The organism is Pseudomonas sp. C2.3V, assembly GCF_058536325.1.
Genome location: NZ_JBZUBN010000001.1, coordinates 393,496 through 418,226 on the forward strand (window position 1 = coordinate 393,496; position 24,731 = coordinate 418,226).

Sequence of the window (24,731 nt, forward strand, 5' to 3'; positions counted from 1 at the left end):
AAGAGCTACAGGCTCTGCGGGTATAGTTCAGTGGTAGAACCTCAGCCTTCCAAGCTGATGATGCGGGTTCGATTCCCGCTACCCGCTCCAGTTTGTTGTAGTTTGCTCATGTAGCTCAGTTGGTAGAGCACACCCTTGGTAAGGGTGAGGTCAGCGGTTCAAATCCGCTCATGAGCTCCATTATTAAGGGCAGATATGAGAATATCTGCCTTTATTTTATGGCGGCGTTACTTGCTCAATTCTTGATGGGAGAGAGTGTCGATGGCTAAAGAAAAATTTGAACGTAACAAACCGCACGTCAACGTCGGCACCATCGGCCACGTCGACCATGGTAAGACAACGCTGACTGCAGCACTGACCAAGGTTTGCTCTGAAACTTGGGGTGGTTCTGCTCGTAACTTCGACCAGATCGATAACGCTCCGGAAGAAAAAGCGCGCGGTATTACCATTAACACTTCCCACGTTGAGTACGATTCGGCCACTCGCCATTACGCTCACGTTGACTGCCCTGGCCACGCTGACTATGTGAAGAACATGATCACCGGTGCTGCGCAGATGGACGGTGCGATCCTGGTTTGCTCGGCAGCTGACGGCCCCATGCCGCAGACTCGTGAGCACATCCTGCTGTCCCGTCAGGTAGGCGTTCCTTACATTGTCGTGTTCCTGAACAAGGCCGACATGGTTGACGACGCTGAGCTGCTCGAGCTGGTAGAAATGGAAGTTCGCGATCTGCTGAACACCTATGACTTCCCAGGTGACGACACTCCGATCGTTGTAGGTTCCGCGCTGATGGCGCTGGAAGGCAAAGACGACAACGAAATCGGTGTTTCTGCTGTGCGTAAGCTGGTTGAAACTCTGGATGCCTACATCCCTGAGCCGGTTCGTGCAATCGACCAGCCGTTCCTGATGCCGATCGAAGACGTATTCTCCATCTCTGGTCGCGGTACTGTAGTAACGGGCCGTGTTGAGCGTGGTATCGTCAAGGTGGGTGAGGAAGTTGAAATCGTAGGTATCAAAGCTACGACCAAAACTACCTGCACCGGCGTTGAAATGTTCCGTAAGCTGCTAGACGAAGGTCGTGCAGGTGAGAACGTTGGCGCCCTGCTGCGTGGTACCAAGCGTGAAGACGTTGAGCGTGGTCAGGTTCTGGCCAAGCCGGGCACCATCAAGCCGCACACCAAGTTCGAGTGCGAAGTGTACGTTCTGTCCAAGGAAGAAGGTGGTCGTCATACTCCGTTCTTCAAGGGCTACCGTCCTCAGTTCTACTTCCGTACTACTGATGTGACTGGTAACTGCGAACTGCCGGAAGGCGTTGAGATGGTAATGCCGGGCGACAACATCAAGATGGTTGTTACCCTGATCGCTCCGATCGCCATGGAAGAAGGTCTGCGTTTCGCTATTCGCGAAGGCGGCCGTACCGTAGGCGCCGGCGTGGTTGCCAAGATCGTCGAATAAGTTCTTGATCTTGGGTTGTTAGGCCGGCATAATAGCCGGCCTGATTTAAGTTACAGGCCAGTAGCTCAATTGGCAGAGCGGCGGTCTCCAAAACCGCAGGTTGGGGGTTCGATTCCCTCCTGGCCTGCCAGATTTAATCTGGCATTTCCTGACAGGATTTCAATTGATGAGCGTCAAGGCGGAAGCCAAAGAGTCACGCTTCGATGCGATGAAGTGGCTTGTGGTCGTCTTGCTGGTAGCAGTAGGTGTTGTTGCTAACCACTACTACTCAGCCCAGCCGATCCTGTATCGCGTTATCGGTTTGCTGGTTCTGGGTGCTGTAGCTGCTTTCGTTGCATTACAGACTGTCAAAGGGCAAGCGTTTTTCACGCTGCTCAAAGAGGCGCGCACCGAGATTCGTAAGGTTGTCTGGCCTAGTAGGCAAGAGACAACTCAGACCACATTGATTGTGGTTGCAGTAGTGCTGGTCATGGCGCTGCTGCTATGGGGATTAGATTCCCTGCTCGGATGGCTTGTTTCCATGATCGTAGGTTAAGGGTTCGCCGTGGCTAAGCGTTGGTACGTAGTGCATGCATACTCGGGTTACGAGAAGCATGTCATGCGCTCTTTGATTGAGCGCGTCAAGCTTGCCGGAATGGAAGATGAGTTCGGCGATATTCTGGTTCCCACTGAAGAAGTAGTGGAAATGCGTAATGGCCAGAAGCGCAAAAGCGAACGTAAATTCTTTCCAGGTTATGTGCTCGTTCAGATGGAAATGAACGAAGGTACTTGGCACCTCGTTAAAGATACCCCGCGGGTTATGGGTTTTATTGGTGGGACGGCTGATAAGCCAGCACCGATTACTGATCGTGAGGCAGAGGCGATTCTTCGTCGTGTTTCCGATAGTAGTGATAAGCCCAAGCCGAAAACACTGTTTGAGCCAGGTGAGACTGTTCGTGTTATCGATGGTCCGTTTGCTGACTTCAATGGTGTTGTCGAAGAAGTGAATTACGAAAAAAGCCGGATTCAAGTGGCTGTCCTGATTTTTGGACGTTCTACGCCGGTTGAGCTGGAATTCAGTCAGGTCGAAAAAGTCGTCTAACTGATGCCTGGTCCCATACCCCGCAGTTTAGGCTGCGGGGTTTTGTCGTCAGTGGGATAAGGTGAATCAAACCGGGGAGCCTTAAGGCGTTAGACCCGTCATTGGAGTAGCAAATGGCTAAGAAAATCCAAGCTTATATCAAGCTGCAAGTTAAAGCGGCCCAAGCTAACCCAAGCCCGCCAGTAGGTCCGGCGCTGGGTCAGCATGGCGTGAACATCATGGAATTCTGTAAGGCATTCAACGCCCGTACCCAAGGTATGGAACCAGGTCTGCCTACTCCGGTAATTATTACCGTTTACAGTGACCGTAGCTTCACGTTTGAGACCAAGAGTACTCCTGCTTCCGTTCTTCTGAAGAAGGCTGCGGGCATTCAGAGCGGTTCTAGCCGTCCTAACTCTCAGAAAGTAGGCACCGTAACGCGTGCTCAGCTTGAAGAGATTGCTAAGACCAAGAATGCTGATCTGACTGCTGCTGATATGGATGCAGCTGTACGTACTATCGCTGGCTCTGCGCGTAGCATGGGCCTCAATGTGGAGGGCGTGTAATGGCCAAGCTCACTAAGCGTCAAAAGGCTATTGCTGCCAAGATTGAAGCAGGCAAGCAGTACAGCTTTGAAGAGGCTGCTGCGCTTCTGTCTCAGTTGTCCACTGTCAAGTTCAAAGAGTCGGTAGACGTTTCAGTTAATCTGGGCGTTGATCCTCGTAAATCTGACCAGGTTGTTCGTGGTGCTACCGTTCTGCCAAACGGTACTGGCAAGAGCGTCCGTGTAGCCGTGTTTACTCAGGGCCCCAATGCTGAAGCAGCGCTGGCTGCTGGTGCAGAAAAAGTGGGTATGGACGACTTGGCTGCCGAGATGAAAGCTGGCGATCTGAGCTATGACGTCGTGATTGCTTCTCCAGATGCAATGCGCGTAGTAGGTCAGTTGGGTCAGATCCTTGGTCCTCGTGGTCTGATGCCTAACCCCAAAGTTGGCACTGTGACTCCGGACGTTGCTACTGCAGTCAAGAACGCAAAGGCCGGTCAGGTTCGTTTCCGTACCGACAAGAACGGCATCATCCATGCCTCCGTTGGCAAGGTTGATTTCGAACCCGTTAAGCTCAAGCAGAACGTTGAAGCGCTGCTGGCTGACCTGAAGAGACTCAAGCCGTCTACTTCCAAAGGTATTTATGTCAAGCGCGTGACTCTGAGCACCACTATGGGCCCAGGTCTGCAGATTGATCAGGCTTCCTTGGAAGCCTAAGTGATTCGAGCGAAGCACTGCTTCGCTCTCTTATTGGGGTCCCTGCCTGGCGGGGGCTGTCCAAGACCGTAGGTGACGAAAGTCTTAAATTAAGCCTACGCAGATGGTGCTCCCGATTCGGTTACCGAGTCAGACACCAAAACGACGTCCGGCTTAGGTTGGGCGATACGGTAACATCCAGGAGTAAAACCCGTGGCAATTAAACTCGAAGACAAGAAGGCTATCGTCGCTGAAGTCAACGAGGCTGCCCAAAGTGCCCTGTCTGCTGTCGTGGCTGATGCCCGTGGCGTGACAGTAGGTGCAATGACCGGACTCCGTAAAGAGGCCCGTGCGGCTGGTGTTTACGTGAAAGTTGTGCGTAACACACTGCTGCGTCGCGCTGTTGAAGGTACTTCGTTTGACGTACTGAACGACGCGTTCAAAGGCCCGACCCTGATTGCTTTTTCCACTGAACATCCGGGCGCTGCTGCTCGCATTTTCAAGGAATTCGCCAAGGGTCAGGACAAGTTCGAGATCAAGGCAGCCGCGTTTGAAGGCAAGCTGATCCCAGCTAACCAGATCGACGTACTGGCAACTCTGCCAACCTACGACGAAGCTGTGTCCCAGCTGATGAGCGTTATCCAGGGCGCAACCAGCAAGCTGGCTCGTACTCTGGCAGCTATTCGCGACCAGAAAGAATCTGCTGCAGCCTAAGGCTAAGCATCTACTTTCTCGCTTTTTTGTTTAATTCTAGTGGCTACGAAGCCCCTAAACGATACAGGAATTAGAGTCATGGCTCTGACCAACGAAGATATCATCAACGCCGTATCCGAAATGTCCGTCATGCAAGTGGTCGAACTGATCAAGGCGATGGAAGAGAAGTTCGGTGTAACTGCTGCTGCCGCTGTAGCTGCTGGCCCGGCTGCTGCCGCTCCTGCTGCTGAAGAGCAGACTGAATTCACTATCATGTTGACCGAGGCTGGCGACAAGAAAGTGAACGTCATTAAGGTCGTTCGTGAATTGACTGGTCTGGGCTTGAAAGAAGCCAAGGCAGTTGTTGACGGCGCTCCTGGCGTTGTTAAAGAGGGCGTTTCCAAAGAGGAAGCCGAGGCTGCCAAGAAGTCTCTGGAAGAAGCTGGCGCCAAGGTCGAGCTCAAGTAAGCTCAGACATTGCGTCTACAGCCTGAGCGTTAAAGTTCGGCTGATGGCTGGTGGCAATAGCCACCGGCCTTTTTCTGTTTCGATGCAGCCCGGTCGGGCTTGTGATCAAATAGAAATAAAGAAGGCCATCATAGGTGATGGCGCAAACGATAACGTTTGCAAGATTTTCCGGCTGCTCCCGTCGGAGAGGCCAAACAAGCAGGTGACCAAGCTGGGGAACGCTGATGGCTTACTCATACACTGAGAAAAAACGTATCCGCAAGGACTTTAGCAAGTTGCCGCACGTTATGGACGTGCCGTATCTATTGGCTATCCAGCTGGATTCGTATCGCGAATTCCTGCAGGCGGGCGCAGGCAAAGATCAGCTCCGCGATATCGGTCTGCACGCGGCCTTCAAGTCCGTTTTCCCGATTATCAGTTATTCCGGCAATGCTGCCTTGGAATATGTCGGTTATCGCCTTGGCGAGCCGGCGTTCGATGTTAAAGAATGTGTTTTGCGCGGCGTGACATTTGCTGTTCCGCTGCGGGTAAAAGTGCGCCTGATTATTTTTGATCGTGAGTCGTCCAACAAGGCGATCAAAGACATCAAGGAGCAAGAAGTTTACATGGGGGAAATTCCCCTGATGACAGAAAACGGCACCTTCATTATCAATGGTACCGAGCGTGTCATCGTTTCCCAGTTGCACCGTTCTCCTGGTGTCTTCTTCGATCACGACCGTGGTAAGACCCACAGCTCCGGTAAGCTGCTGTATTCCGCTCGTATTATTCCTTACCGTGGTTCTTGGTTAGACTTCGAGTTTGACCCCAAGGACAGCGTATTCGTTCGTATCGACCGTCGCCGCAAGCTACCTGCGACCGTTCTGCTGCGCGCGCTTGGTTACGGTACTGAAGAAGTGCTGGATATGTTCTACGATACCAACGTATTCCACATCAAGGGTGAAACCTTGAATCTGGAATTGGTGCCGCAGCGTCTGCGTGGCGAAATTGCCAGCTTTGATATTAAGGACAATGCAGGCAAGGTGATTGTAGAGCAGGGACGTCGTGTTACTGCGCGCCATATCAATCAGCTTGAAAAATCAGGTATTACCGAGCTGGAAGTGCCATTCGATTATGTTATTGGCCGTACTACTGCCAAGGCGATCGTGCATCCTGCTACTGGTGAAATTATTGCCGAGTGCAATACCGAGTTAACCCTCGATATGCTGGCAAAAATTGCAAAGGCAAATGTCGTCCGCATCGAAACGTTGTACACCAACGATATTGACTGTGGTCCCTTTGTTTCCGATACGCTGAAGATCGATTCCACAACCAATCAGCTCGAAGCATTGGTTGAAATCTATCGTATGATGCGTCCAGGCGAGCCTCCAACCAAGGAAGCTGCCGAGACACTATTTAACAACCTGTTCTTCAGCGCCGAGCGTTACGATCTATCTGCTGTTGGCCGTATGAAGTTCAACCGTCGTATCGGCCGTGACGAAATCGAAGGCCAGGGTGTACTGAGCCGCGAAGACATCGTTGACGTGCTCAGAACGCTGGTAGATATTCGGAACGGTAAAGGTATCGTCGATGATATCGATCACTTAGGTAACCGCCGTGTACGTTGCGTAGGTGAGATGGCTGAAAATCAGTTCCGTGTTGGCCTGGTGCGTGTTGAGCGCGCGGTCAAGGAACGTCTATCGATGGCCGAAAGTGAAGGACTGATGCCGCAAGACCTGATCAATGCAAAGCCGGTGGCTGCTGCGATCAAGGAGTTTTTCGGATCGAGCCAGTTGTCTCAGTTCATGGACCAGAACAACCCGCTTTCTGAGATCACGCACAAGCGTCGTGTCTCAGCACTCGGCCCGGGTGGTTTAACACGGGAGCGTGCGGGCTTTGAGGTTCGTGACGTTCACCCGACTCATTACGGTCGCGTATGTCCGATTGAGACACCAGAAGGCCCGAACATTGGTCTGATCAACTCGCTGGCAACCTATGCACGCACGAATCAGTATGGTTTTCTGGAGAGTCCTTATCGCGTAGTCAAGGATGCCGTGGCCTCTGATGAGATTGTGTTCCTGTCAGCGATCGAAGAAGCCAATCATGTCATCGCTCAGGCCTCTGCGGCTCTGGACGAAAATAACCGACTGGTCGATGAGCTTGTAGCGGTACGCCATCAGAACGAATTCACGGTTAAGAGCCCGGAAGACGTAACTCTGATGGATGTGTCACCCAAGCAGGTGGTTTCCGTTGCTGCTTCGCTGATTCCTTTCCTCGAGCACGATGATGCGAACCGTGCCCTTATGGGTTCGAACATGCAGCGTCAGGCTGTCCCGACTCTGCGCTCGGACAAGCCGCTAGTCGGAACAGGTATGGAGCGTAACGTAGCACGCGACTCTGGTGTTTGTGTTGTGGCACGTCGAGGCGGTGTGATCGACTCCGTTGACGCAAGCCGTATCGTGGTACGCGTTGCTAATGCCGAAGTTGAAACGGGCGAGGCGGGTGTAGATATCTACAACCTGACCAAATATACCCGCTCCAACCAGAACACCTGCATTAACCAGCGTCCGCTGGTAAATAAGGGTGACGTCATTGCGCGTGGCGACATTCTGGCTGATGGCCCGTCTACCGATATGGGTGAGCTGGCATTGGGTCAGAATATGCGCGTTGCATTTATGACCTGGAACGGCTTCAACTTCGAAGACTCGATCCTGTTGTCTGAGCGCGTTGTGCAGGAAGACCGCTTTACCACGATCCACATTCAGGAGCTGACCTGTGTGGCTCGTGATACAAAGCTCGGCCCAGAAGAAATCACTTCTGATATCCCGAACGTAGGTGAGGCAGCGCTTAACAAGCTTGATGAAGCCGGTATTGTTTACGTTGGTGCCGAGGTGCAGGCAGGTGACATTCTGGTCGGTAAGGTAACGCCGAAAGGCGAAACCCAGCTGACTCCAGAAGAAAAGTTGCTACGTGCCATCTTTGGTGAAAAGGCGTCCGATGTTAAGGATACTTCCCTGCGCGTACCAACGGGTACCAAGGGTACGGTCATTGATGTACAGGTCTTTACCCGTGATGGGGTAGAGCGTGACTCTCGTGCACTGGCAATCGAGAAGTCCCAGCTCGACGAGATTCGCAAGGACCTCAATGAGGAGTTCCGTATCGTTGAAGGTGCCACCTTCGAGCGTCTGCGTCAGGCACTTGTAGGTCAGGTTGCGGATGGCGGACCGAATGTCAAAAAGGGTTCTGTCATTACTGACGAGTACCTGGATGGTCTGGAGCGTGGCCAGTGGTTCAAGCTGCGTATGGCAGAAGATGCGCAAAACGAGCAGTTGGAAAAGGCTCAAGCCTATCTATCCGATCGCCGTCAGCTCTTGGACGACAAGTTCGAGGACAAGAAGCGCAAGCTGCAGCAAGGCGATGACCTGGCACCTGGCGTGCTTAAGATCGTGAAGGTTTACCTGGCAATCCGTCGCCGTATCCAGCCTGGTGACAAGATGGCAGGTCGTCACGGTAACAAGGGTGTGGTATCGGTCATCATGCCGGTTGAAGACATGCCTTACGATGAGACGGGTACTCCGGTTGACATCGTATTGAACCCGCTGGGTGTTCCGTCACGGATGAACGTTGGTCAGATTCTTGAAACGCACCTAGGCCTTGCTGCCAAGGGGTTGGGCGAGAAGATCAATCGCATGCTTGAAGAGCAACGCAAAGTAGCTGAGCTGCGTAGTTTCCTGCATGAGCTCTATAACGAGATCGGTGGCCGCCAGGAAAACCTGGATGAGCTGAGCGACGAAGAAGTGTTGCGTTTGGCTAAAAACCTGCGTGGTGGCGTGCCGATGGCTACGCCGGTCTTCGATGGTGCCAAGGAACGTGAAATCAAGGCTATGCTGAAGCTGGCTGATCTGCCCGAAAGTGGTCAGATGCGCCTGTTTGACGGCCGTACCGGTAATCAGTTCGAGCGTCCGGTTACTGTCGGCTACATGTATATGCTGAAGCTCAACCACCTGGTCGATGACAAGATGCATGCCCGTTCCACAGGATCGTATAGCCTGGTTACTCAGCAGCCGCTGGGTGGTAAGGCGCAGTTCGGTGGACAGCGTTTCGGAGAGATGGAGGTCTGGGCGCTGGAAGCTTATGGTGCCGCCTACACCCTTCAGGAAATGCTGACGGTCAAGTCGGACGATGTGAATGGCCGGACCAAGATGTACAAGAACATCGTGGACGGAGATCATCGTATGGAGGCCGGTATGCCGGAGTCCTTCAACGTACTGATCAAGGAAATTCGCTCGCTCGGTATCGATATCGAATTGGAAACCGAATAACACGCGACGCCAAGAAGGCATGGCCGTCAAGGCGGTCATGCCTGGTCCGTGAGGAGGAAAGGCCTTGAAAGACTTGCTGAATCTGTTGAAAAACCAGGGTCAACTCGAAGAGTTCGATGCCATTCGTATCGGTCTGGCCTCGCCCGAGATGATCCGTTCCTGGTCCTTTGGCGAAGTGAAGAAGCCCGAGACCATCAATTACCGTACGTTCAAGCCTGAGCGTGATGGTCTTTTCTGTGCCAAGATCTTTGGTCCAGTAAAGGACTACGAGTGCCTGTGCGGAAAGTACAAGCGCCTTAAGCACCGTGGCGTTATTTGTGAAAAGTGTGGTGTAGAAGTTGCGCTGGCTAAAGTGCGTCGTGAGCGCATGGGTCATATTGAGCTGGCGTCCCCAGTTGCACACATTTGGTTTCTAAAGTCACTGCCGTCCCGTATCGGCCTGCTGCTGGACATGACTCTGCGGGATATCGAGCGAGTGCTCTATTTCGAGAGCTACGTTGTCATCGATCCGGGCATGACCACGCTTGAAAAATATCAGCTGCTCAATGACGAGCAGTATTTTGAAGCTCTTGAAGAGTTCGGTGACGATTTTGATGCCCGCATGGGCGCTGAAGCGGTTTTCGAATTGCTGGGCGGTATTGATCTGGAGCACGAAATTGGCCGCCTGCGCGAAGAAATTCCGCAAACCAATTCTGAAACCAAGATCAAGAAGCTATCCAAGCGCTTGAAGCTGATGGAGGCCTTTCAGGGCTCCGGCAATAAGCCTGAATGGATGGTCATGACGGTGCTGCCCGTTCTGCCTCCAGATCTGCGTCCGCTAGTTCCGCTAGATGGCGGCCGTTTTGCAACGTCTGATCTAAACGATCTTTATCGTCGCGTTATCAACCGTAATAACCGACTGAAGCGCCTGCTTGATCTGTCTGCGCCCGATATTATCGTGCGTAACGAAAAGCGGATGCTGCAGGAGGCGGTTGACGCACTGCTGGATAATGGCCGTCGCGGTCGCGCAATCACGGGCTCTAACAAGCGTCCGCTGAAATCGCTGGCTGATATGATCAAGGGTAAGCAGGGCCGCTTCCGTCAAAACCTGCTGGGTAAGCGCGTGGATTATTCAGGCCGTTCGGTTATTACCGTAGGTCCGACCTTGCGTCTGCATCAGTGCGGTCTGCCCAAGAAAATGGCGTTGGAGCTATTCAAGCCATTCATCTTTGGCAAGCTGGAAGCTCGCGGTATGGCGACTACCATCAAGGCCGCCAAGAAAATGGTTGAGCGTGAGCTGCCTGAGGTCTGGGACGTTCTCGCCGAGGTCATTCGCGAACACCCTGTATTGCTGAACCGTGCTCCGACGTTGCACCGTTTGGGTATTCAGGCGTTCGAGCCTGTGCTCATTGAAGGCAAGGCGATTCAGTTGCACCCATTGGTGTGTGCGGCTTATAACGCTGACTTCGATGGTGACCAGATGGCTGTCCACGTGCCGCTGACACTGGAAGCTCAGCTGGAAGCTCGCGCATTGATGATGTCGACCAACAACATCCTGTCGCCTGCTAATGGTGAGCCGATTATCGTACCGTCGCAGGACGTGGTGCTGGGCCTCTATTACATGACGCGCGAGGCGGTGAACGCCAAGGGTGAAGGTCGTGTATTTGCTGACCTGCAGGAAGTCGATCGTGTATTCCGCGCTGGCGAAGCTGCGCTGCATGCCAAGATCAAAGTTCGTATCAATGAAAAGGTGAAGCAGAAGGACGGCTCTGTCGTTAGCAACACCCGTATCGTTGATACGACAGTAGGTCGTGCCTTGCTGTTCCAGGTCGTTCCTGCCGGTTTGCCGTTCGATGTCGTAAACCAGTCCATGAAGAAAAAGGCGATCTCCAAACTGATCAACCATTGCTATCGCGTGGTAGGTCTAAAGGATACCGTCATTTTTGCAGACCAACTCATGTACACCGGTTTCGCCTATTCGACCTTGTCGGGCGTTTCCATTGGCGTGAACGACTTCGTTATTCCTGACGAAAAGGCTCGTATCATTGATGCCGCTACGTCTGAAGTAAAAGAGATCGAAAGCCAGTATGCCTCTGGTCTGGTTACTCAGGGTGAGAAGTACAACAAGGTGATCGACCTTTGGTCGAAGGCTAACGACGAAGTATCCAAGGCGATGATGACCAATCTCTCGAAGGAGAAGGTGGTCGATCGTGAGGGTAGGGAAGTTGATCAGGAGTCATTTAACTCCATGTATATGATGGCTGACTCAGGTGCGCGGGGCTCCGCTGCACAGATTCGTCAGTTAGCCGGTATGCGTGGTTTGATGGCCAAGCCTGATGGCTCCATCATTGAGACGCCTATTACTGCGAACTTCCGTGAAGGTTTGAACGTACTCCAGTACTTCATTTCCACACACGGCGCACGTAAAGGCTTGGCGGATACCGCCTTGAAAACTGCGAACTCAGGTTACCTGACTCGCCGTCTGGTTGACGTTGCGCAAGACTTGGTTGTAACCGAAGTCGACTGTGGTACCGAGCATGGCCTGGTTATGACGCCGCACATCGAAGGTGGCGACGTGGTCGAGCCGTTGGGTGAGCGCGTCCTCGGTCGGACCATTGCACGTGATGTCTTCAAGCCCGGTGCGGATGACGAAGTCATTGTTCCTGCAGGCACTCTGGTAGATGAGCGTTGGGTTGAGTTCCTCGAGCTGAATAGCGTAGACGAGGTAGTGGTTCGCTCTCCAATTACCTGTGAAACACGTCATGGTATCTGTGCCAAGTGCTATGGCCGTGATCTGGCTCGCGGACATCAGGTCAATATCGGTGAGGCGGTTGGCGTTATTGCTGCTCAGTCGATTGGTGAGCCTGGTACACAGCTGACCATGCGTACGTTCCACATTGGTGGCGCGGCCAGCCGTACATCCGCAGCGGACAATGTTCAGGTGAAGAACGGCGGTACCATCCGTCTGCATAACCTGAAACACGTTGAACGCGCTGACGGTGCGTTGGTTGCTGTATCCCGTTCCGGTGAGCTGGCTATCGCGGATGACTTTGGTCGTGAACGTGAGCGCTATCGTCTGCCGTACGGTGCAGTAATCTCTGTCAAGGAAGGTGACAAGGTTGAGCCGGGTGCTGTGGTGGCCAAGTGGGATCCGCATACCCACCCGATCGTAACGGAGATGGACGGTACCGTAGCCTTTGTCGGCATGGAAGAAGGTATCACGATCAAGCGTCAGACCGATGAGTTGACAGGTTTGACCAATATCGAAGTATTGGATATCAAAGATCGTCCAAGCTCCGGTAAAGACATTCGTCCGGCTGTAAAGTTGATTGATGCAAATGGTCGCGACTTACTGTTGCCAGGTACTGACGTACCAGCCCAGTACTTCCTGCCGCCCAATGCATTGGTTAACCTGAACGATGGTGCCAAGGTTCATGTGGGTGACGTCATTGCACGTATCCCGCAGGAAACATCGAAGACCCGAGATATTACGGGTGGTCTGCCGCGTGTGGCTGACCTGTTCGAAGCGCGTCGTCCAAAAGAGCCGGCTATTCTTGCGGAAATCAGCGGTACGATTTCTTTTGGTAAGGAAACAAAAGGCAAGCGTCGTTTGGTAATTACGCCTACCGACGGTAGTGAGCCGTACGAAGAGCTAATTCCTAAGTGGCGTCACCTTAACGTCTTTGAGGGCGAGCAGGTGAGTCGCGGTGAGGTTATCTCCGATGGCCCAAGCAATCCGCATGACATCCTTCGGTTGTTAGGCGTAAGTGCGCTGGCGAAATACATCGTGAATGAGATTCAGGATGTATATCGTCTGCAAGGCGTGAAGATCAACGACAAGCACATTGAGACCATCCTGCGCCAGATGCTTCGCAAGGTGGAGGTGAGTGAAGTTGGTGATTCAAGCTTCATCAAGGGTGATCAGATGGAGTTGACTCAGGTGCTGGAAGAAAATGAGCGCCTGGTTGCAGAAGATAAGTTCATTTCCAAGTACGAGCGTGTGCTGCTGGGTATCACGAAGGCATCCTTGTCAACGGAATCCTTTATTTCGGCAGCTTCCTTCCAGGAGACAACGCGCGTTCTTACTGAGGCGGCGGTAACAGGTAAGCGTGACTTCCTGCGTGGCCTGAAGGAGAACGTTGTTGTGGGTCGTCTGATCCCGGCGGGTACTGGTCTGGCTTATCACAGCGAGCGCAAGCGTCAGCGGGAAATTGGCAAGCCTCAGCGTGTGAGTGCGAGCGAGGCGGAAGCTGCGCTGACCGAAGCGTTGAACTCAAGTGGTAGCTAAGCAGTAAATCAAACGAAGCCTTGGCCGAGTGGTCAGGGCTTCGTATTGACGGTACGGGAGAACCTCTTTAGACTTTCGTACCCCGAAAATTGGCAGGGCCCATGGTCCTGCCATTTCGTTTGTGTCGTAAGACAATCAGTGGAGCTATAGATGGCAACTATCAACCAGCTGGTGCGTAAGCCGCGCAAGCGTCTCGTCGAAAAGAGCGACGTGCCTGCGCTGCAGAACTGCCCGCAACGTCGTGGTGTTTGCACCCGCGTATATACAACTACCCCTAAGAAGCCTAACTCGGCACTGCGTAAAGTATGCCGTGTACGTTTGACAAACGGCTTCGAAGTGACTTCCTACATTGGTGGTGAAGGTCACAACCTGCAAGAGCACAGCGTGGTACTGATCCGTGGCGGTCGTGTAAAGGACCTTCCGGGTGTGCGCTACCACACTGTACGCGGCTCTCTGGACACCTCTGGTGTTAAAGACCGTAAGCAGGGTCGTTCTAAGTACGGCGCGAAGCGTCCGAAGTAATCTATTCTTTTTGTTCGAGTCGATAAGAGTAAGGTCAGGCGTAACCTGCTTGTTACAGTCCTGAGCTAACCTGAAGACCGTTTTGAGGGCTTATCAATGCCAAGACGTCGTGTAGCGGCCAAGCGCGAAATACTTGACGATCCAAAATACGGAAGCCAGATCCTGGCCAAGTTCATGAACCACGTAATGGAAAGCGGCAAGAAAGCCGTTGCTGAGCGTATCGTTTATGGTGCTCTGGACAAGGTCAAAGAGCGTTCCAAGAATGCCGACCCCCTGGAAGTTTTCGAAAAAGCGCTCGACGCCATCGCTCCGCTGGTCGAAGTGAAGTCCCGCCGTGTAGGCGGTGCTACCTACCAGGTGCCGGTCGAAGTTCGTCCGTCCCGTCGTAACGCTCTGGCCATGCGCTGGCTTGTGGACTCTGCGCGTAAGCGTGGTGAGAAGTCCATGGCTCTGCGCCTGGCGGGAGAGCTCATGGATGCATTCGAAGGCAAGGGCGCCGCAGTCAAGAAGCGCGAAGACGTGCATCGCATGGCAGAGGCCAACAAGGCCTTCTCGCACTACCGCTTCTAATCAAGCGAGGACCTTATCGTGGCTCGTACTACCTCAATTAATCGCTACCGTAATATCGGTATCTGCGCCCACGTGGACGCAGGTAAAACGACTACCACGGAGCGTATTCTGTTCTACACCGGCGTGAACCATAAGATGGGTGAGGTTCATGACGGCGCAGCTACCATGGACTGGATGGTTCAGGAGCAGGAGCGTGGTATTACCATTACTTCTGCTGCTACCACAGCGTTCTGGTCCGGCTCCACTAAGCAGTATGACAAGTACCGTGTAAACATCATTGATACCCCTGGTCACGTTGACTTCACTATTGAAGTTGAGCGTTCCTTGCGTGTGCTGGACGGTGCTGTTGTTGTTTTCTGCGGTACTTCGGGTGTTGAGCCTCAGTCTGAAACTGTATGGCGTCAGGCTAACAAGTACGGTGTTCCGCGTATTGTCTATGTCAACAAGATGGACCGCGCTGGTGCCAACTTCCTGCGTGTTGTTGAGCAGATCAAAAAGCGTCTAGGTCATACGCCTGTCCCGGTTCAGCTGGCTATTGGTGCTGAAGATAACTTTCAGGGTCAGATTGACCTTCTGAAGATGAAAGCGATCTTCTGGAACGATGATGACCAGGGCATGACCTATCGCGAGGAAGAAATTCCTGCAGAGCTTCAGGACTTGGCTGACGAGTGGCGCTCCAACATGGTTGAAGCAGCAGCTGAGGCTAACGAAGAGCTGATGAACAAGTACCTGGAAGAAGGTGAGCTGTCGATCGAAGAGATCAAGGCTGGCCTGCGTCAGCGTACTATCGCATGCGAAATCGTTCCGGCTGTGTGTGGTTCCTCCTTCAAGAACAAGGGCGTTCCACTGGTTCTTGATGCCGTGATTGACTTCCTGCCGGCTCCGACAGAAATTCCTGCGATCAAAGGTGTCCATCCGGATAACGAGGAGCAGGAAGATGAGCGTCATGCTAATGACGAAGAGCCCTTCTCTGCTCTAGCGTTTAAGATTGCCACCGACCCGTTTGTAGGTACGCTGACTTTTGCGCGCGTTTACTCTGGTGTTCTGAATTCCGGTGATTCGATTCTGAACTCTGTGAAGGGTAAGAAAGAGCGTGTGGGTCGTATGGTGCAGATGCACGCGAACACCCGTGAAGAGATCAAGGAAGTTCGTGCAGGTGACATTGCTGCTCTGATTGGTATGAAGGATGTTACTACGGGCGATACTCTTTGCTCGCTAGAAAAGCCGATTATCCTTGAGCGTATGGACTTCCCTGAGCCGGTAATTTCGGTTGCGGTTGAGCCGAAGACCAAGGCTGACCAGGAGAAAATGGGTATTGCATTGGGCAAGCTGGCCCAGGAAGACCCGTCTTTCCGAGTTAAGACCGACGAAGAGTCTGGTCAAACCATTATTTCCGGTATGGGTGAGCTGCACCTGGATATTCTGGTTGATCGTATGAAGCGCGAGTTTGGTGTTGAGGCTAACATCGGCAAGCCTCAGGTAGCCTACCGTGAAACTATCCGGAACAAGTGCGAAATCGAAGGTAAGTTCGTTCGCCAGTCCGGTGGTCGTGGTCAGTTCGGTCACTGCTGGATTCGTTTCGCCCCGGCTGATGAAGGTCAGGAAGGTCTCGAATTTACCAGTGAAGTAGTGGGTGGTGTGATTCCGAAAGAATACATCCCTGCTATTCAGAAGGGCATCGAAGAGCAGATGAAAAACGGTATCGTTGCCGGCTATCCGCTGCTTGGCCTGAAAGCAACTGTATTCGACGGCTCTTATCATGACGTCGACTCCAACGAAATGGCGTTCAAAATCGCTGCTTCGATGGCGACCAAGCAGTTGACCCAGAAGGGTGGTGCTGTTCTGCTTGAGCCAATCATGAAGGTCGAGGTGGTAACGCCTGAAGACTACATGGGCGACGTAATGGGTGACCTGAACCGTCGTCGCGGCCTGATCCAGGGTATGGAAGATACTGTATCCGGTAAGGTGATTCGTGCTGAAGTTCCGCTGGGCGAGATGTTTGGCTACGCTACTGATGTGCGTTCCATGTCTCAAGGTCGTGCTAGCTACTCCATGGAGTTCGCCAAGTACGCTGAAGCGCCATCGAACATCGCCGAAGCTATTATCAAGAAACAAGCTTAATAAACGCTTTCTAGTAGGGGTTTATACTCGTGGCTAAAGAAAAATTTGAACGTAACAAACCGCACGTCAACGTCGGCACCATCGGCCACGTCGACCATGGTAAGACAACGCTGACTGCAGCACTGACCAAGGTTTGCTCTGAAACTTGGGGTGGTTCTGCCCGTAACTTCGACCAGATCGATAACGCTCCGGAAGAAAAAGCGCGCGGTATTACCATTAACACTTCCCACGTTGAGTACGATTCGGCCACTCGCCACTACGCTCACGTTGACTGCCCTGGCCACGCTGACTATGTGAAGAACATGATCACCGGTGCTGCGCAGATGGACGGTGCGATCCTGGTTTGCTCGGCAGCTGACGGCCCCATGCCGCAGACTCGTGAGCACATCCTGCTGTCCCGTCAGGTAGGCGTTCCTTACATTGTCGTGTTCCTGAACAAGGCCGACATGGTTGACGACGCCGAGCTGCTCGAGCTGGTAGAAATGGAAGTTCGCGATCTGCTGAACACCTATGACTTCCCAGGTGACGACACTCCGATCGTTGTAGGTTCCGCGCTGATGGCGCTGGAAGGCAAAGACGACAACGAAATCGGTGTTTCTGCTGTGCGTAAGCTGGTTGAAACTTTGGATGCCTACATCCCTGAGCCAGTTCGTGCAATCGACCAGCCGTTCCTGATGCCGATCGAAGACGTATTCTCCATCTCTGGTCGCGGTACTGTAGTAACGGGTCGTGTTGAGCGTGGTATCGTCAAGGTGGGTGAGGAAGTTGAAATCGTAGGTATCAAAGCTACGACCAAAACTACCTGCACCGGCGTTGAAATGTTCCGTAAGCTGCTAGACGAAGGTCGTGCAGGTGAGAACGTTGGCGCCCTGCTGCGTGGTACCAAGCGTGAAGACGTTGAGCGTGGTCAGGTTCTGGCCAAGCCGGGCACCATCAAGCCGCACACCAAGTTCGAGTGCGAAGTGTACGTTCTGTCCAAGGAAGAAGGTGGTCGTCATACGCCGTTCTTCAAGGGCTACCGTCCTCAGTTCTACTTCCGTACTACGGATGTGACTGGTAACTGCGAGCTGCCGGAAGGCGTTGAGATGGTAATGCCGGGCGACAACATCAAGATGGTTGTTACCCTGATCGCTCCGATCGCCATGGAAGAAGGTCTGCGTTTCGCTATTCGCGAAGGCGGCCGTACTGTAGGCGCCGGCGTGGTTGCCAAGATCGTCGAATAATATCGACGTTCGTCGAGAGAAGGCCCTTCGGGGCCTTTTCTGCTTTGTCTATTATTGACACCCCTCTGGCGTCTCTATAGAATTGCGCCTCCTTTTATCGGGCATATTCTGCCTGAGGGGAAAGCTTGGAGTCTGAGGTCAAATGCAAAACCAACAAATCCGTATTCGGTTGAAGGCTTTTGATCATCGCCTGATTGATCAGTCCACCCAGGAAATCGTGGAAACCGCGAAACGTACTGGTGCTCAGGTGCGTGGTCCGATTCCTCTGCCTACCCGCAAGGAACGTTACACAGTGCTGATTTCTCCGCACGTCAACAAGGATGCACGTGACCAGTACGAGATTCGTACTCACAAGCGTGTGCTGGATATCGTCCAGCCAACGGATAAAACCGTTGATGCGCTGATGAAGCTCGACCTTGCTGCTGGTGTAGAAGTACAAATCAGCCTCGGCTAAAACCTTGGGGTTTTAGTCGTGTAACGCTCTGAAATGGGCGGCCATAGCGGGTGAAAGCCCCGTACACTCAAGAGGTTTATACAATGACTATTGGTGTAGTCGGTCGTAAGTGCGGCATGACCCGCGTTTTCACCGAGGAAGGTGTTTCCGTTCCGGTTACAGTCATCGAGATTGAGCCGAACCGTGTAACACAGATGAAAGTAGAAGAGACTGATGGCTATCGTGCTGTTCAAGTGACAGTGGGTGAGCGTCGTGCTTCTCGTGTTAGCAAGGCTCAGGCAGGTCACTTTGCCAAAGCGAGCGTTGCTGCTGGTCGTAGCGTTCTGGAGTTTCGTCTTGAAGAAGGCGAGTACAACGCTGGTGATCAGATCACGGTTGATATTTTCCAAGCTGGACAGCTGGTCGATGTGACTGGTCAGTCCAAAGGTAAAGGCTATGCCGGCACCATTAAGCGTTGGAACTTCCGTGGCCAAGATAATACTCACGGTAACTCCGTTTCTCACCGCGCACCTGGCTCTATCGGCCAGTGCCAGACTCCTGGTCGAGTGTTCAAGGGCAAGAAGATGTCCGGTCACCTGGGTGCTGAGCGTGTAACTGTGCAGTCCCTTGAAATTGTCCGTGTTGATGCTGAGCGCAACCTGCTTCTGGTCAAGGGTGCCATTCCTGGCGCGCCTGGCGGTGATGTGGTTGTTCGTCCTGCAGCCAAGGCTCGCGGTTAAGAGGGGAACGGAACATGCAACTAAATGTAAATGGCTCGCAGGCTATTGAGGTCTCTGAGCGCGCCTTTGGTGGCGAATTCAACGAAACGCTGGTCCATCAGGCGGTAGTCGCCTACATGGCTGGCGGTCGTCAGGGTACTCGCGCTCAAAAGACTCGCTCCGAAGTATCTGGCGGCGGCAAAAAGCCCTGGCGTCAAAAGGGTAGTGGTCGTGCTCGTGCAGGTACTATTCGTAGCCCTATCTGGCGTGGCGGTGGTACCACTTTTGCTGCTAAGCCGCAGAACCATGAGCAGAAGCTCAACAAGAAGATGTATCGCGCTGCGCTGCGCTCTATTCTGGCGGAGCTGGTACGTCTGGATCGTCTGGTCGTAGTGGACGAGTTTTCTATCGACGCCCCTAAGACTAAAGGGTTGGTAAACAAGCTTGACGGCCTTGGCCTGAAAGATGTCCTGATTGTGACTGATAACGTCGATCAGAACCTTTACTTGGCTGCCCGCAACCTGCCTTTCGTTGACGTTCGTGATGTACAGGGTTCCGACCCTGTTAGCCTGATCGCTTACGACAAGGTTTTGGTCACAGTGTCTGCCGTGAAGAAATTCGAGGAGCTGCTGGGATGAACCAGGAACGTGTATTCAAGGTACTGCTTGGTCCGCACATCTCCGAGAAGGCAACTGTGCTAGCGGAAAACCAAAAGCAGTTTATTTTCAAGGTTGCTACTGATGCAACCAAGCTGGAAATCAAGAAGGCGGTCGAGCAGTTGTTCGACGTTAAAGTGCGCAGCGTTAGCACCCTGAATGTAAAGGGTAAGACTAAGCGTACCGCACGTGGTCTGGGCAAGCGTAACGATTGGAAGAAGGCATATATTGCTCTCCAGCCGGGCCAAGACCTCGATTTCTCCAGCAATGCTGAGTAAGTAAGGGGGCATCATGGCAATCGTAAAATGCAAGCCGACCTCCGCTGGCCGCCGTTTCGTGGTCAAGGTTGTCAATGCTGATCTGCACAAGGGCGCCCCGTATGCTCCTCTTCTGGAGAAGCAGGGTAAGTCCGGTGGCCGTAATAACAACGGTCGTATCACCACTCGTCACAAGGGTGGCGGTCATAAGCAGCACTATCGTCTGGTTGATTTCCGTCGCGATAAGGATGGTATCCCGGCTGTTGTTGAGCGCGTTGAGTACGATCCAAACCGTACTGCTCACATCGCGCTGCTGAAGTACGCTGACGGCGAACGTCGTTACATCATCGCTCCGAAAGGTGTGACAGCAGGTGATCAGCTGATCTCTGGTGCTGGTGCTCCAATCAAAGCAGGTAACAGCTTGCCTCTGCGCAATATCCCGGTAGGTAGTACTGTTCACGGTATTGAGCTCAAGCCAGGCAAAGGCGCACAGATCGCCCGCTCAGCTGGTGCTTCCGCCCAGCTAGTTGCCCGTGAAGGCGCTTATGTAACGCTGCGTCTACGCTCCGGCGAGATGCGTAAGGTTCTAAGTGAATGTCGCGCAACGTTGGGTGAAGTATCCAATACCGAGCACAGTCTGCGTTCCCTGGGTAAAGCAGGTGCTAAGCGCTGGCGTGGTATTCGTCCAACCGTCCGCGGTGTGGCGATGAACCCTGTTGATCACCCGCATGGTGGTGGTGAGGGTCGTACCTCCGGTGGCCGTCATCCGGTGTCTCCATGGGGCTTCCCGACCAAGGGCGCGAAGACCCGTGCGAACAAGCGCACTGACAAGATGATCGTCCGTCGCCGCAAGTAACGAATTGAGGATACGACTGTGCCACGTTCTCTTAAGAAAGGTCCTTTTATCGATCTTCACCTACTGAAGAAGATCGAAGTTGCGGTAGAGAAGAACGATCGTAAGCCAATTAAGACTTGGTCGCGTCGTTCGATGATTCTTCCGCAGATGGTCGGCCTGACCATCGCTGTACACAACGGCCGCCAGCATGTCCCGGTGCTAGTCAACGAAGACATGGTTGGTCATAAACTCGGCGAGTTCGCTGCTACCCGCACTTATCGCGGTCATGCGGCTGACAAGAAAGCCAAGCGTTAAGGGGTAAGGAAAGATGGAAGTAGCCGCTAAGCTGTCGGGCGCTCGAATCTCCGCCCAGAAAGCCCGCTTGGTCGCCGACCAGATTCGCGGGAAGAAGGTGGGCGAGGCGCTCAACCTCCTGGCTTTCAGCAGTAAGAAAGCTGCCGAGATCATGAAAAAAGTGTTGGAGTCGGCTGTTGCCAATGCCGAGCACAACGAAGGCGCAGACGTGGATGACCTAAAAGTCTCTACGGTTTTCGTCAACGAAGGGCGTTCGCTGAAGCGCATCATGCCGCGCGCCAAAGGTCGTGCTGATCGCATCGTGAAGCGGTCTTGCCATATCACGGTCAAGGTTGCGGACAAGTAACGGAGTCGATCAGATGGGTCAGAAAGTACATCCCAATGGCATTCGCCTGGGCATCGTCAAGGAGCATACTTCCGTTTGGTATGCAGATAAGCGCACTTACGCTGATTATCTGCTCTCCGACCTGAAGGTTCGTGAGTACCTCCAAGACAAACTAAAAAGCGCGTCCGTAAGCCGTATCGATATTCATCGTCCGGCGCAAACTGCACGCATTACCATCCACACTGCTCGTCCCGGTATCGTTATCGGCAAGAAAGGTGAGGATGTAGAAAAGCTGCGTCAGGACCTGACCAAGCAAATGGGTGTGCCTGTGCACATCAACATCGAAGAGATCCGTAAGCCGGAACTCGACGGTGCGCTGGTTGCGCAAAGCGTGGCTCAGCAGCTCGAGCGTCGCGTTATGTTCCGTCGTGCGATGAAGCGCGCGGTGCAGAGTGCGATGCGTCTAGGTGCCAAAGGCATCAAGATTCAGGTGAGTGGTCGTCTTGGCGGGGCAGAAATTGCTCGTACCGAGTGGTATCGCGAAGGTCGTGTGCCGCTGCACACACTGCGTGCCGATATTGACTACGCAACTGCGGAAGCGCACACCACTTATGGTGTGATCGGTGTGAAGGTTTGGATCTTCAAGGGCGAGGTCATTGGTGGCCGCCAGGAAGAGCTTAAGCCTGTAGCTCCTGCTCCGCGTAAAAAAGCTGCTAAGTAAGGAGTACGCATCATGCTGCAACCTAAGCGTACAAAATTCCGCAAGCAGATGACTGGTCACAACCGTGGCTTGGCTCATCGCGGTAGTAAAGTAAGCTTTGGCGAATATGCGCTGAAAGCTGTTGGCCGTGGCCGTCTTACTGCTCGCCAGATCGAAGCAGCTCGTCGTGCCTTGACTCGTCACGTTAAGCGTGGCGGTAAAATCTGGATCCGTGTGTTCCCGGACAAGCCTGTTACCAAGAAGCCCCTTGAAGTGCGTATGGGTAAAGGTAAGGGTAGTGTTGAGTACTGGGTAGCCCAGATCCAGCCGGGCAAGGTCCTCTACGAGATCGAGGGTGTTTCTGAGGTTCTGGCTCGTGAAGCTTTTGCGCTCGCGGCTGCCAAGCTTCCCGTTGAAACCTCCTTTGTTAAGCGGACGGTGATGTAATGAAAGCGCAAGAATTACGTGAGAAATCCGTCGAGGAGCTGAACGAGCAGCTCCTCAGCCTGCTGCGTGACCAGTTTAATCTGCGTATGCAGAAGGCAACTGGCCAATTGGGGCAGTCTCACATGCTCTCGCAAGTGAAGCGCGACATTGCTCGTGTCAAGACTGTGCTGAACCAGCAAGCAGGTAAGTGATCATGGCTGAAGCTGAAAAGACCGTCCGTACACTGACCGGCCGAGTGGTCAGTGATAAAATGGACAAAACCATCACTGTATTGATCGAGCGTCGCGTTAAGCACCCGATCTACGGTAAATACGTCAAGCGTTCCACTAAGCTGCACGCCCACGACGAAAACAATCAGTGCCGCGCTGGTGACCTGGTCACCATTCGTGAAACCCGCCCTCTGGCAAAGACCAAGGCGTGGACGCTGGTTGATGTCGTTGAGCGCGCCGTACAAGTGTAAGGGTGAAGAGCCATGATTCAGACTCAATCCATGCTCGATGTGGCCGATAACAGCGGCGCTCGTCGTGTTATGTGCATCAAGGTGCTGGGTGGTTCGCATCGCCGCTACGCAGGTATTGGCGACATCATCAAGGTCACCGTAAAAGAAGCCATTCCTCGTGGAAAGGTGAAGAAAGGCCAGGTGATGACGGCTGTTGTGGTACGTACTAAGCACGGTGTGCGCCGTACTGACGGCTCCATCATTCGCTTCGACGGTAACGCGGCTGTTCTGTTGAACAACAAGCAGGAGCCTATCGGTACCCGTATCTTCGGGCCGGTGACACGTGAACTTCGCTCTGAGAAGTTCATGAAGATCGTCTCCCTTGCCCCCGAAGTGCTGTAAGGAGTAGCCGTCATGCAAAAGATTCGTCGTGACGATGAAGTAATCGTCATCGCAGGCAAGGACAAGGGCAAGCGCGGTAAGGTGCTCAAGGTTCTGGCTGATGACCGTTTGGTTGTTGGTGGTGTTAACCTTGTCAAGCGTCACACCAAGCCTAACCCCATGCTGGGCGCGCAAGGTGGCATTGTTGAGAAGGAAGCTCCTCTGCATGTCTCCAACGTTGCTATCTTCAACCCTGAAACTAACAAGGCTGACCGCGTAGGTTTCAAGGTAGAGGACGGTAAAAAAATTCGTATCTTTAAGTCGAACCAGAAAGCGGTTCAGGCTTAAGGTTGCTAGGTAGATCACCATGGCACGATTGAAAGAAGTTTATCGGAAGGACATCGCGCCCAAGCTGAAAGAACAGCTTCAGCTGGCTAACGTGATGGAAGTTCCGCGTATCACTAAAATCACTCTGAATATGGGTGTTGGTGAGGCGGTAGGCGATAAGAAGATTATCGACAATGCGCTGGCTGACCTTGAGAAAATTGCTGGTCAGAAGCCGGTTGTAACCTATGCGCGTAAGTCGATCGCTGGTTTTAAGATCCGTGATGGTTGGCCGATTGGCGTCAAGGTAACTCTGCGTAGCGATCGCATGTACGAGTTCCTGGATCGTCTGCTGGCTATCTCTTTGCCGCGCGTTCGTGACTTCCGTGGTCTGAATGCCAAGTCCTTTGATGGTCGCGGTAACTACAGCATGGGTGTTAAAGAGCAAATCATCTTCCCGGAAATCGATTACGATAAAATCGATGCGCTCCGCGGTATGGATATTACTCTGACTACAACTGCTCGTACGGATGAGGAAGGTCGTGCACTGCTTCGTGCATTTAACTTCCCGTTCCGTAACTGATAGGAGCTACGTATGGCTAAGCAAAGCATGAAGAACCGTGAGCTGAAGCGTCAGCAAACGGTTGCTAAGTTTGCAGCTAAGCGCGCTGAGTTAAAGGCAGCTATTGCCAATCCCAACACTTCTCCGGAAGATCGTTGGGCTGCACAGGTTGCACTTCAAAAGCAGCCTCGCGACGCTAGCGCCAGTCGTCTGCGTAATCGCTGCCGTTTGACTGGTCGTCCGCACGGTGTATACCGTAAGTTCGGTCTGTCGCGTATTATGTTGCGCGAAGCTGCAATGCGTGGTGATGTTCCTGGTCTGGTTAAAGCCAGCTGGTAATTTCATAGCAATTTGCAGTAAGTATGCGAATCAAGCCCCTTTTGGGGCTTGATTCGTTTTTGTATGCCTACTAGAATATCCG

Annotated in this window: 28 protein-coding genes and 3 tRNA genes; all 31 read left to right on the forward strand. The window is 53.1% G+C overall.

Translation table 11 applies throughout. The features are described from left to right. The first annotated feature begins 16 nt into the window (after positions 1-16). The 31 genes from AC4LF3_RS01920 (at position 17) to rpsN (ending at position 24,649) form a co-directional block, all read left to right on the forward strand. Positions 17-90: transfer RNA gene (locus AC4LF3_RS01920), tRNA-Gly, on the forward strand. 14 nt (positions 91-104) lie between these two features. Beyond that, a tRNA-Thr gene (locus tag AC4LF3_RS01925) sits at positions 105-180 on the forward strand. Positions 181-261: 81 nt separating this feature from the next. Beyond that, positions 262-1,455 carry an elongation factor Tu gene (gene tuf, locus AC4LF3_RS01930; RefSeq protein ID WP_010796738.1) on the forward strand — a complete coding sequence of 398 codons (1,194 nt, stop codon included), beginning with the start codon at positions 262-264 and terminating at the stop codon, positions 1,453-1,455. 54 nt (positions 1,456-1,509) lie between these two features. Then, a tRNA-Trp gene (locus tag AC4LF3_RS01935) sits at positions 1,510-1,585 on the forward strand. A gap of 36 nt (positions 1,586-1,621) precedes the next feature. After that, positions 1,622-1,990, forward strand: a complete 369-nt coding sequence (gene secE, locus AC4LF3_RS01940) for a preprotein translocase subunit SecE (protein WP_019366107.1) — start codon at positions 1,622-1,624, stop codon at positions 1,988-1,990. A gap of 9 nt (positions 1,991-1,999) precedes the next feature. Further along, entirely contained in the window at positions 2,000-2,536 is a 537-nt protein-coding gene (gene nusG / locus AC4LF3_RS01945; RefSeq protein ID WP_074830397.1) for a transcription termination/antitermination protein NusG, read from the forward strand. A gap of 113 nt (positions 2,537-2,649) precedes the next feature. Continuing rightward, on the forward strand, positions 2,650-3,081 hold the full coding sequence (rplK, locus tag AC4LF3_RS01950) for a 50S ribosomal protein L11 (RefSeq protein ID WP_010796741.1): 432 nt from the start codon (positions 2,650-2,652) through the stop codon (positions 3,079-3,081). Continuing rightward, complete coding sequence (rplA, locus tag AC4LF3_RS01955; protein ID WP_010796742.1) at positions 3,081-3,776, forward strand: 50S ribosomal protein L1; 696 nt, start codon at positions 3,081-3,083, stop codon at positions 3,774-3,776. The genes rplK and rplA overlap by 1 nt, the downstream gene beginning before the upstream one ends. A gap of 192 nt (positions 3,777-3,968) precedes the next feature. Beyond that, on the forward strand, positions 3,969-4,469 hold the full coding sequence (gene rplJ, locus AC4LF3_RS01960; protein ID WP_010796743.1) for a 50S ribosomal protein L10: 501 nt from the start codon (positions 3,969-3,971) through the stop codon (positions 4,467-4,469). Positions 4,470-4,547: 78 nt separating this feature from the next. Then, the gene (gene rplL / locus AC4LF3_RS01965; protein ID WP_010796744.1) at positions 4,548-4,916 is read left to right on the forward strand and encodes a 50S ribosomal protein L7/L12; all 369 of its coding nucleotides are present in this window, start codon (positions 4,548-4,550) and stop codon (positions 4,914-4,916) included. Between the two features lie 224 nt (positions 4,917-5,140). After that, on the forward strand, positions 5,141-9,214 hold the full coding sequence (rpoB, locus tag AC4LF3_RS01970; protein ID WP_122043688.1) for a DNA-directed RNA polymerase subunit beta: 4,074 nt from the start codon (positions 5,141-5,143) through the stop codon (positions 9,212-9,214). Positions 9,215-9,278: 64 nt separating this feature from the next. Next, positions 9,279-13,481, forward strand: a complete 4,203-nt coding sequence (rpoC, locus tag AC4LF3_RS01975) for a DNA-directed RNA polymerase subunit beta' (RefSeq protein WP_491834687.1) — start codon at positions 9,279-9,281, stop codon at positions 13,479-13,481. A 150-nt stretch (positions 13,482-13,631) separates the two neighbouring features. Continuing rightward, the gene (gene rpsL, locus AC4LF3_RS01980) at positions 13,632-14,003 is read left to right on the forward strand and encodes a 30S ribosomal protein S12 (RefSeq protein WP_010796747.1); all 372 of its coding nucleotides are present in this window, start codon (positions 13,632-13,634) and stop codon (positions 14,001-14,003) included. 96 nt (positions 14,004-14,099) lie between these two features. Beyond that, positions 14,100-14,573, forward strand: a complete 474-nt coding sequence (rpsG, locus tag AC4LF3_RS01985) for a 30S ribosomal protein S7 (RefSeq protein WP_010796748.1) — start codon at positions 14,100-14,102, stop codon at positions 14,571-14,573. An 18-nt stretch (positions 14,574-14,591) separates the two neighbouring features. Further along, entirely contained in the window at positions 14,592-16,694 is a 2,103-nt protein-coding gene (gene fusA / locus AC4LF3_RS01990; protein WP_219652509.1) for an elongation factor G, read from the forward strand. Between the two features lie 29 nt (positions 16,695-16,723). Beyond that, positions 16,724-17,917 (forward strand): elongation factor Tu, encoded by a 1,194-nt coding sequence (gene tuf, locus AC4LF3_RS01995; RefSeq protein ID WP_010796738.1) that lies wholly within the window; start codon positions 16,724-16,726, stop codon positions 17,915-17,917. Positions 17,918-18,059: 142 nt separating this feature from the next. Beyond that, positions 18,060-18,371 carry a 30S ribosomal protein S10 gene (rpsJ, locus tag AC4LF3_RS02000; RefSeq protein ID WP_003243886.1) on the forward strand — a complete coding sequence of 104 codons (312 nt, stop codon included), beginning with the start codon at positions 18,060-18,062 and terminating at the stop codon, positions 18,369-18,371. 83 nt (positions 18,372-18,454) lie between these two features. Continuing rightward, entirely contained in the window at positions 18,455-19,090 is a 636-nt protein-coding gene (gene rplC / locus AC4LF3_RS02005; protein ID WP_010796750.1) for a 50S ribosomal protein L3, read from the forward strand. Between the two features lie 14 nt (positions 19,091-19,104). Continuing rightward, a complete protein-coding gene (gene rplD, locus AC4LF3_RS02010) occupies positions 19,105-19,707 on the forward strand; it encodes a 50S ribosomal protein L4 (RefSeq protein WP_010796751.1) in 603 nt (200 codons plus the stop codon). Further along, the gene (rplW, locus tag AC4LF3_RS02015) at positions 19,704-20,003 is read left to right on the forward strand and encodes a 50S ribosomal protein L23 (protein WP_010796752.1); all 300 of its coding nucleotides are present in this window, start codon (positions 19,704-19,706) and stop codon (positions 20,001-20,003) included. The genes rplD and rplW overlap by 4 nt, the downstream gene beginning before the upstream one ends. A 13-nt stretch (positions 20,004-20,016) precedes the next feature. Beyond that, positions 20,017-20,838, forward strand: coding sequence for a 50S ribosomal protein L2 (gene rplB, locus AC4LF3_RS02020; protein ID WP_010796753.1), 822 nt, complete (start codon positions 20,017-20,019; stop codon positions 20,836-20,838). A gap of 18 nt (positions 20,839-20,856) precedes the next feature. After that, the gene (rpsS, locus tag AC4LF3_RS02025) at positions 20,857-21,132 is read left to right on the forward strand and encodes a 30S ribosomal protein S19 (RefSeq protein WP_010796754.1); all 276 of its coding nucleotides are present in this window, start codon (positions 20,857-20,859) and stop codon (positions 21,130-21,132) included. A gap of 13 nt (positions 21,133-21,145) precedes the next feature. Continuing rightward, on the forward strand, positions 21,146-21,478 hold the full coding sequence (rplV, locus tag AC4LF3_RS02030) for a 50S ribosomal protein L22 (protein ID WP_003103908.1): 333 nt from the start codon (positions 21,146-21,148) through the stop codon (positions 21,476-21,478). Between the two features lie 13 nt (positions 21,479-21,491). Next, on the forward strand, positions 21,492-22,178 hold the full coding sequence (gene rpsC, locus AC4LF3_RS02035) for a 30S ribosomal protein S3 (protein WP_010796755.1): 687 nt from the start codon (positions 21,492-21,494) through the stop codon (positions 22,176-22,178). A gap of 12 nt (positions 22,179-22,190) precedes the next feature. Further along, complete coding sequence (rplP, locus tag AC4LF3_RS02040; RefSeq protein WP_010796756.1) at positions 22,191-22,604, forward strand: 50S ribosomal protein L16; 414 nt, start codon at positions 22,191-22,193, stop codon at positions 22,602-22,604. Further along, positions 22,604-22,795, forward strand: coding sequence for a 50S ribosomal protein L29 (gene rpmC, locus AC4LF3_RS02045; RefSeq protein ID WP_010796757.1), 192 nt, complete (start codon positions 22,604-22,606; stop codon positions 22,793-22,795). The genes rplP and rpmC overlap by 1 nt, the downstream gene beginning before the upstream one ends. Positions 22,796-22,797: 2 nt before the next feature. Beyond that, a complete protein-coding gene (gene rpsQ / locus AC4LF3_RS02050) occupies positions 22,798-23,064 on the forward strand; it encodes a 30S ribosomal protein S17 (protein WP_010796758.1) in 267 nt (88 codons plus the stop codon). A 12-nt stretch (positions 23,065-23,076) separates the two neighbouring features. Then, entirely contained in the window at positions 23,077-23,445 is a 369-nt protein-coding gene (rplN, locus tag AC4LF3_RS02055; RefSeq protein ID WP_007161241.1) for a 50S ribosomal protein L14, read from the forward strand. 12 nt (positions 23,446-23,457) lie between these two features. After that, a complete protein-coding gene (gene rplX, locus AC4LF3_RS02060) occupies positions 23,458-23,772 on the forward strand; it encodes a 50S ribosomal protein L24 (RefSeq protein WP_010796759.1) in 315 nt (104 codons plus the stop codon). A 19-nt stretch (positions 23,773-23,791) separates the two neighbouring features. Beyond that, the gene (rplE, locus tag AC4LF3_RS02065) at positions 23,792-24,331 is read left to right on the forward strand and encodes a 50S ribosomal protein L5 (protein ID WP_010796760.1); all 540 of its coding nucleotides are present in this window, start codon (positions 23,792-23,794) and stop codon (positions 24,329-24,331) included. A 12-nt stretch (positions 24,332-24,343) separates the two neighbouring features. Beyond that, a complete protein-coding gene (gene rpsN / locus AC4LF3_RS02070; RefSeq protein ID WP_010796761.1) occupies positions 24,344-24,649 on the forward strand; it encodes a 30S ribosomal protein S14 in 306 nt (101 codons plus the stop codon). The last annotated feature ends 82 nt before the right edge of the window (positions 24,650-24,731 follow it).

Coding starts and splice junctions, on each gene's coding strand:
- tuf (WP_010796738.1), top strand. CDS start 262: ATGGCTAAAGAAAAATTTGAACGTAACAAACCGCACGTCAACGTCGGC.
- secE (WP_019366107.1), top strand. CDS start 1,622: ATGAGCGTCAAGGCGGAAGCCAAAGAGTCACGCTTCGATGCGATGAAG.
- rplK (WP_010796741.1), top strand. CDS start 2,650: ATGGCTAAGAAAATCCAAGCTTATATCAAGCTGCAAGTTAAAGCGGCC.
- rplA (WP_010796742.1), top strand. CDS start 3,081: ATGGCCAAGCTCACTAAGCGTCAAAAGGCTATTGCTGCCAAGATTGAA.
- rplL (WP_010796744.1), top strand. CDS start 4,548: ATGGCTCTGACCAACGAAGATATCATCAACGCCGTATCCGAAATGTCC.
- rpoB (WP_122043688.1), top strand. CDS start 5,141: ATGGCTTACTCATACACTGAGAAAAAACGTATCCGCAAGGACTTTAGC.
- rpsL (WP_010796747.1), top strand. CDS start 13,632: ATGGCAACTATCAACCAGCTGGTGCGTAAGCCGCGCAAGCGTCTCGTC.
- rpsG (WP_010796748.1), top strand. CDS start 14,100: ATGCCAAGACGTCGTGTAGCGGCCAAGCGCGAAATACTTGACGATCCA.
- rpsJ (WP_003243886.1), top strand. CDS start 18,060: ATGCAAAACCAACAAATCCGTATTCGGTTGAAGGCTTTTGATCATCGC.
- rplC (WP_010796750.1), top strand. CDS start 18,455: ATGACTATTGGTGTAGTCGGTCGTAAGTGCGGCATGACCCGCGTTTTC.
- rplD (WP_010796751.1), top strand. CDS start 19,105: ATGCAACTAAATGTAAATGGCTCGCAGGCTATTGAGGTCTCTGAGCGC.
- rplW (WP_010796752.1), top strand. CDS start 19,704: ATGAACCAGGAACGTGTATTCAAGGTACTGCTTGGTCCGCACATCTCC.
- rplB (WP_010796753.1), top strand. CDS start 20,017: ATGGCAATCGTAAAATGCAAGCCGACCTCCGCTGGCCGCCGTTTCGTG.
- rplV (WP_003103908.1), top strand. CDS start 21,146: ATGGAAGTAGCCGCTAAGCTGTCGGGCGCTCGAATCTCCGCCCAGAAA.
- rpsC (WP_010796755.1), top strand. CDS start 21,492: ATGGGTCAGAAAGTACATCCCAATGGCATTCGCCTGGGCATCGTCAAG.
- rplP (WP_010796756.1), top strand. CDS start 22,191: ATGCTGCAACCTAAGCGTACAAAATTCCGCAAGCAGATGACTGGTCAC.
- rpmC (WP_010796757.1), top strand. CDS start 22,604: ATGAAAGCGCAAGAATTACGTGAGAAATCCGTCGAGGAGCTGAACGAG.
- rpsQ (WP_010796758.1), top strand. CDS start 22,798: ATGGCTGAAGCTGAAAAGACCGTCCGTACACTGACCGGCCGAGTGGTC.
- rplN (WP_007161241.1), top strand. CDS start 23,077: ATGATTCAGACTCAATCCATGCTCGATGTGGCCGATAACAGCGGCGCT.
- rplX (WP_010796759.1), top strand. CDS start 23,458: ATGCAAAAGATTCGTCGTGACGATGAAGTAATCGTCATCGCAGGCAAG.
- rplE (WP_010796760.1), top strand. CDS start 23,792: ATGGCACGATTGAAAGAAGTTTATCGGAAGGACATCGCGCCCAAGCTG.
- rpsN (WP_010796761.1), top strand. CDS start 24,344: ATGGCTAAGCAAAGCATGAAGAACCGTGAGCTGAAGCGTCAGCAAACG.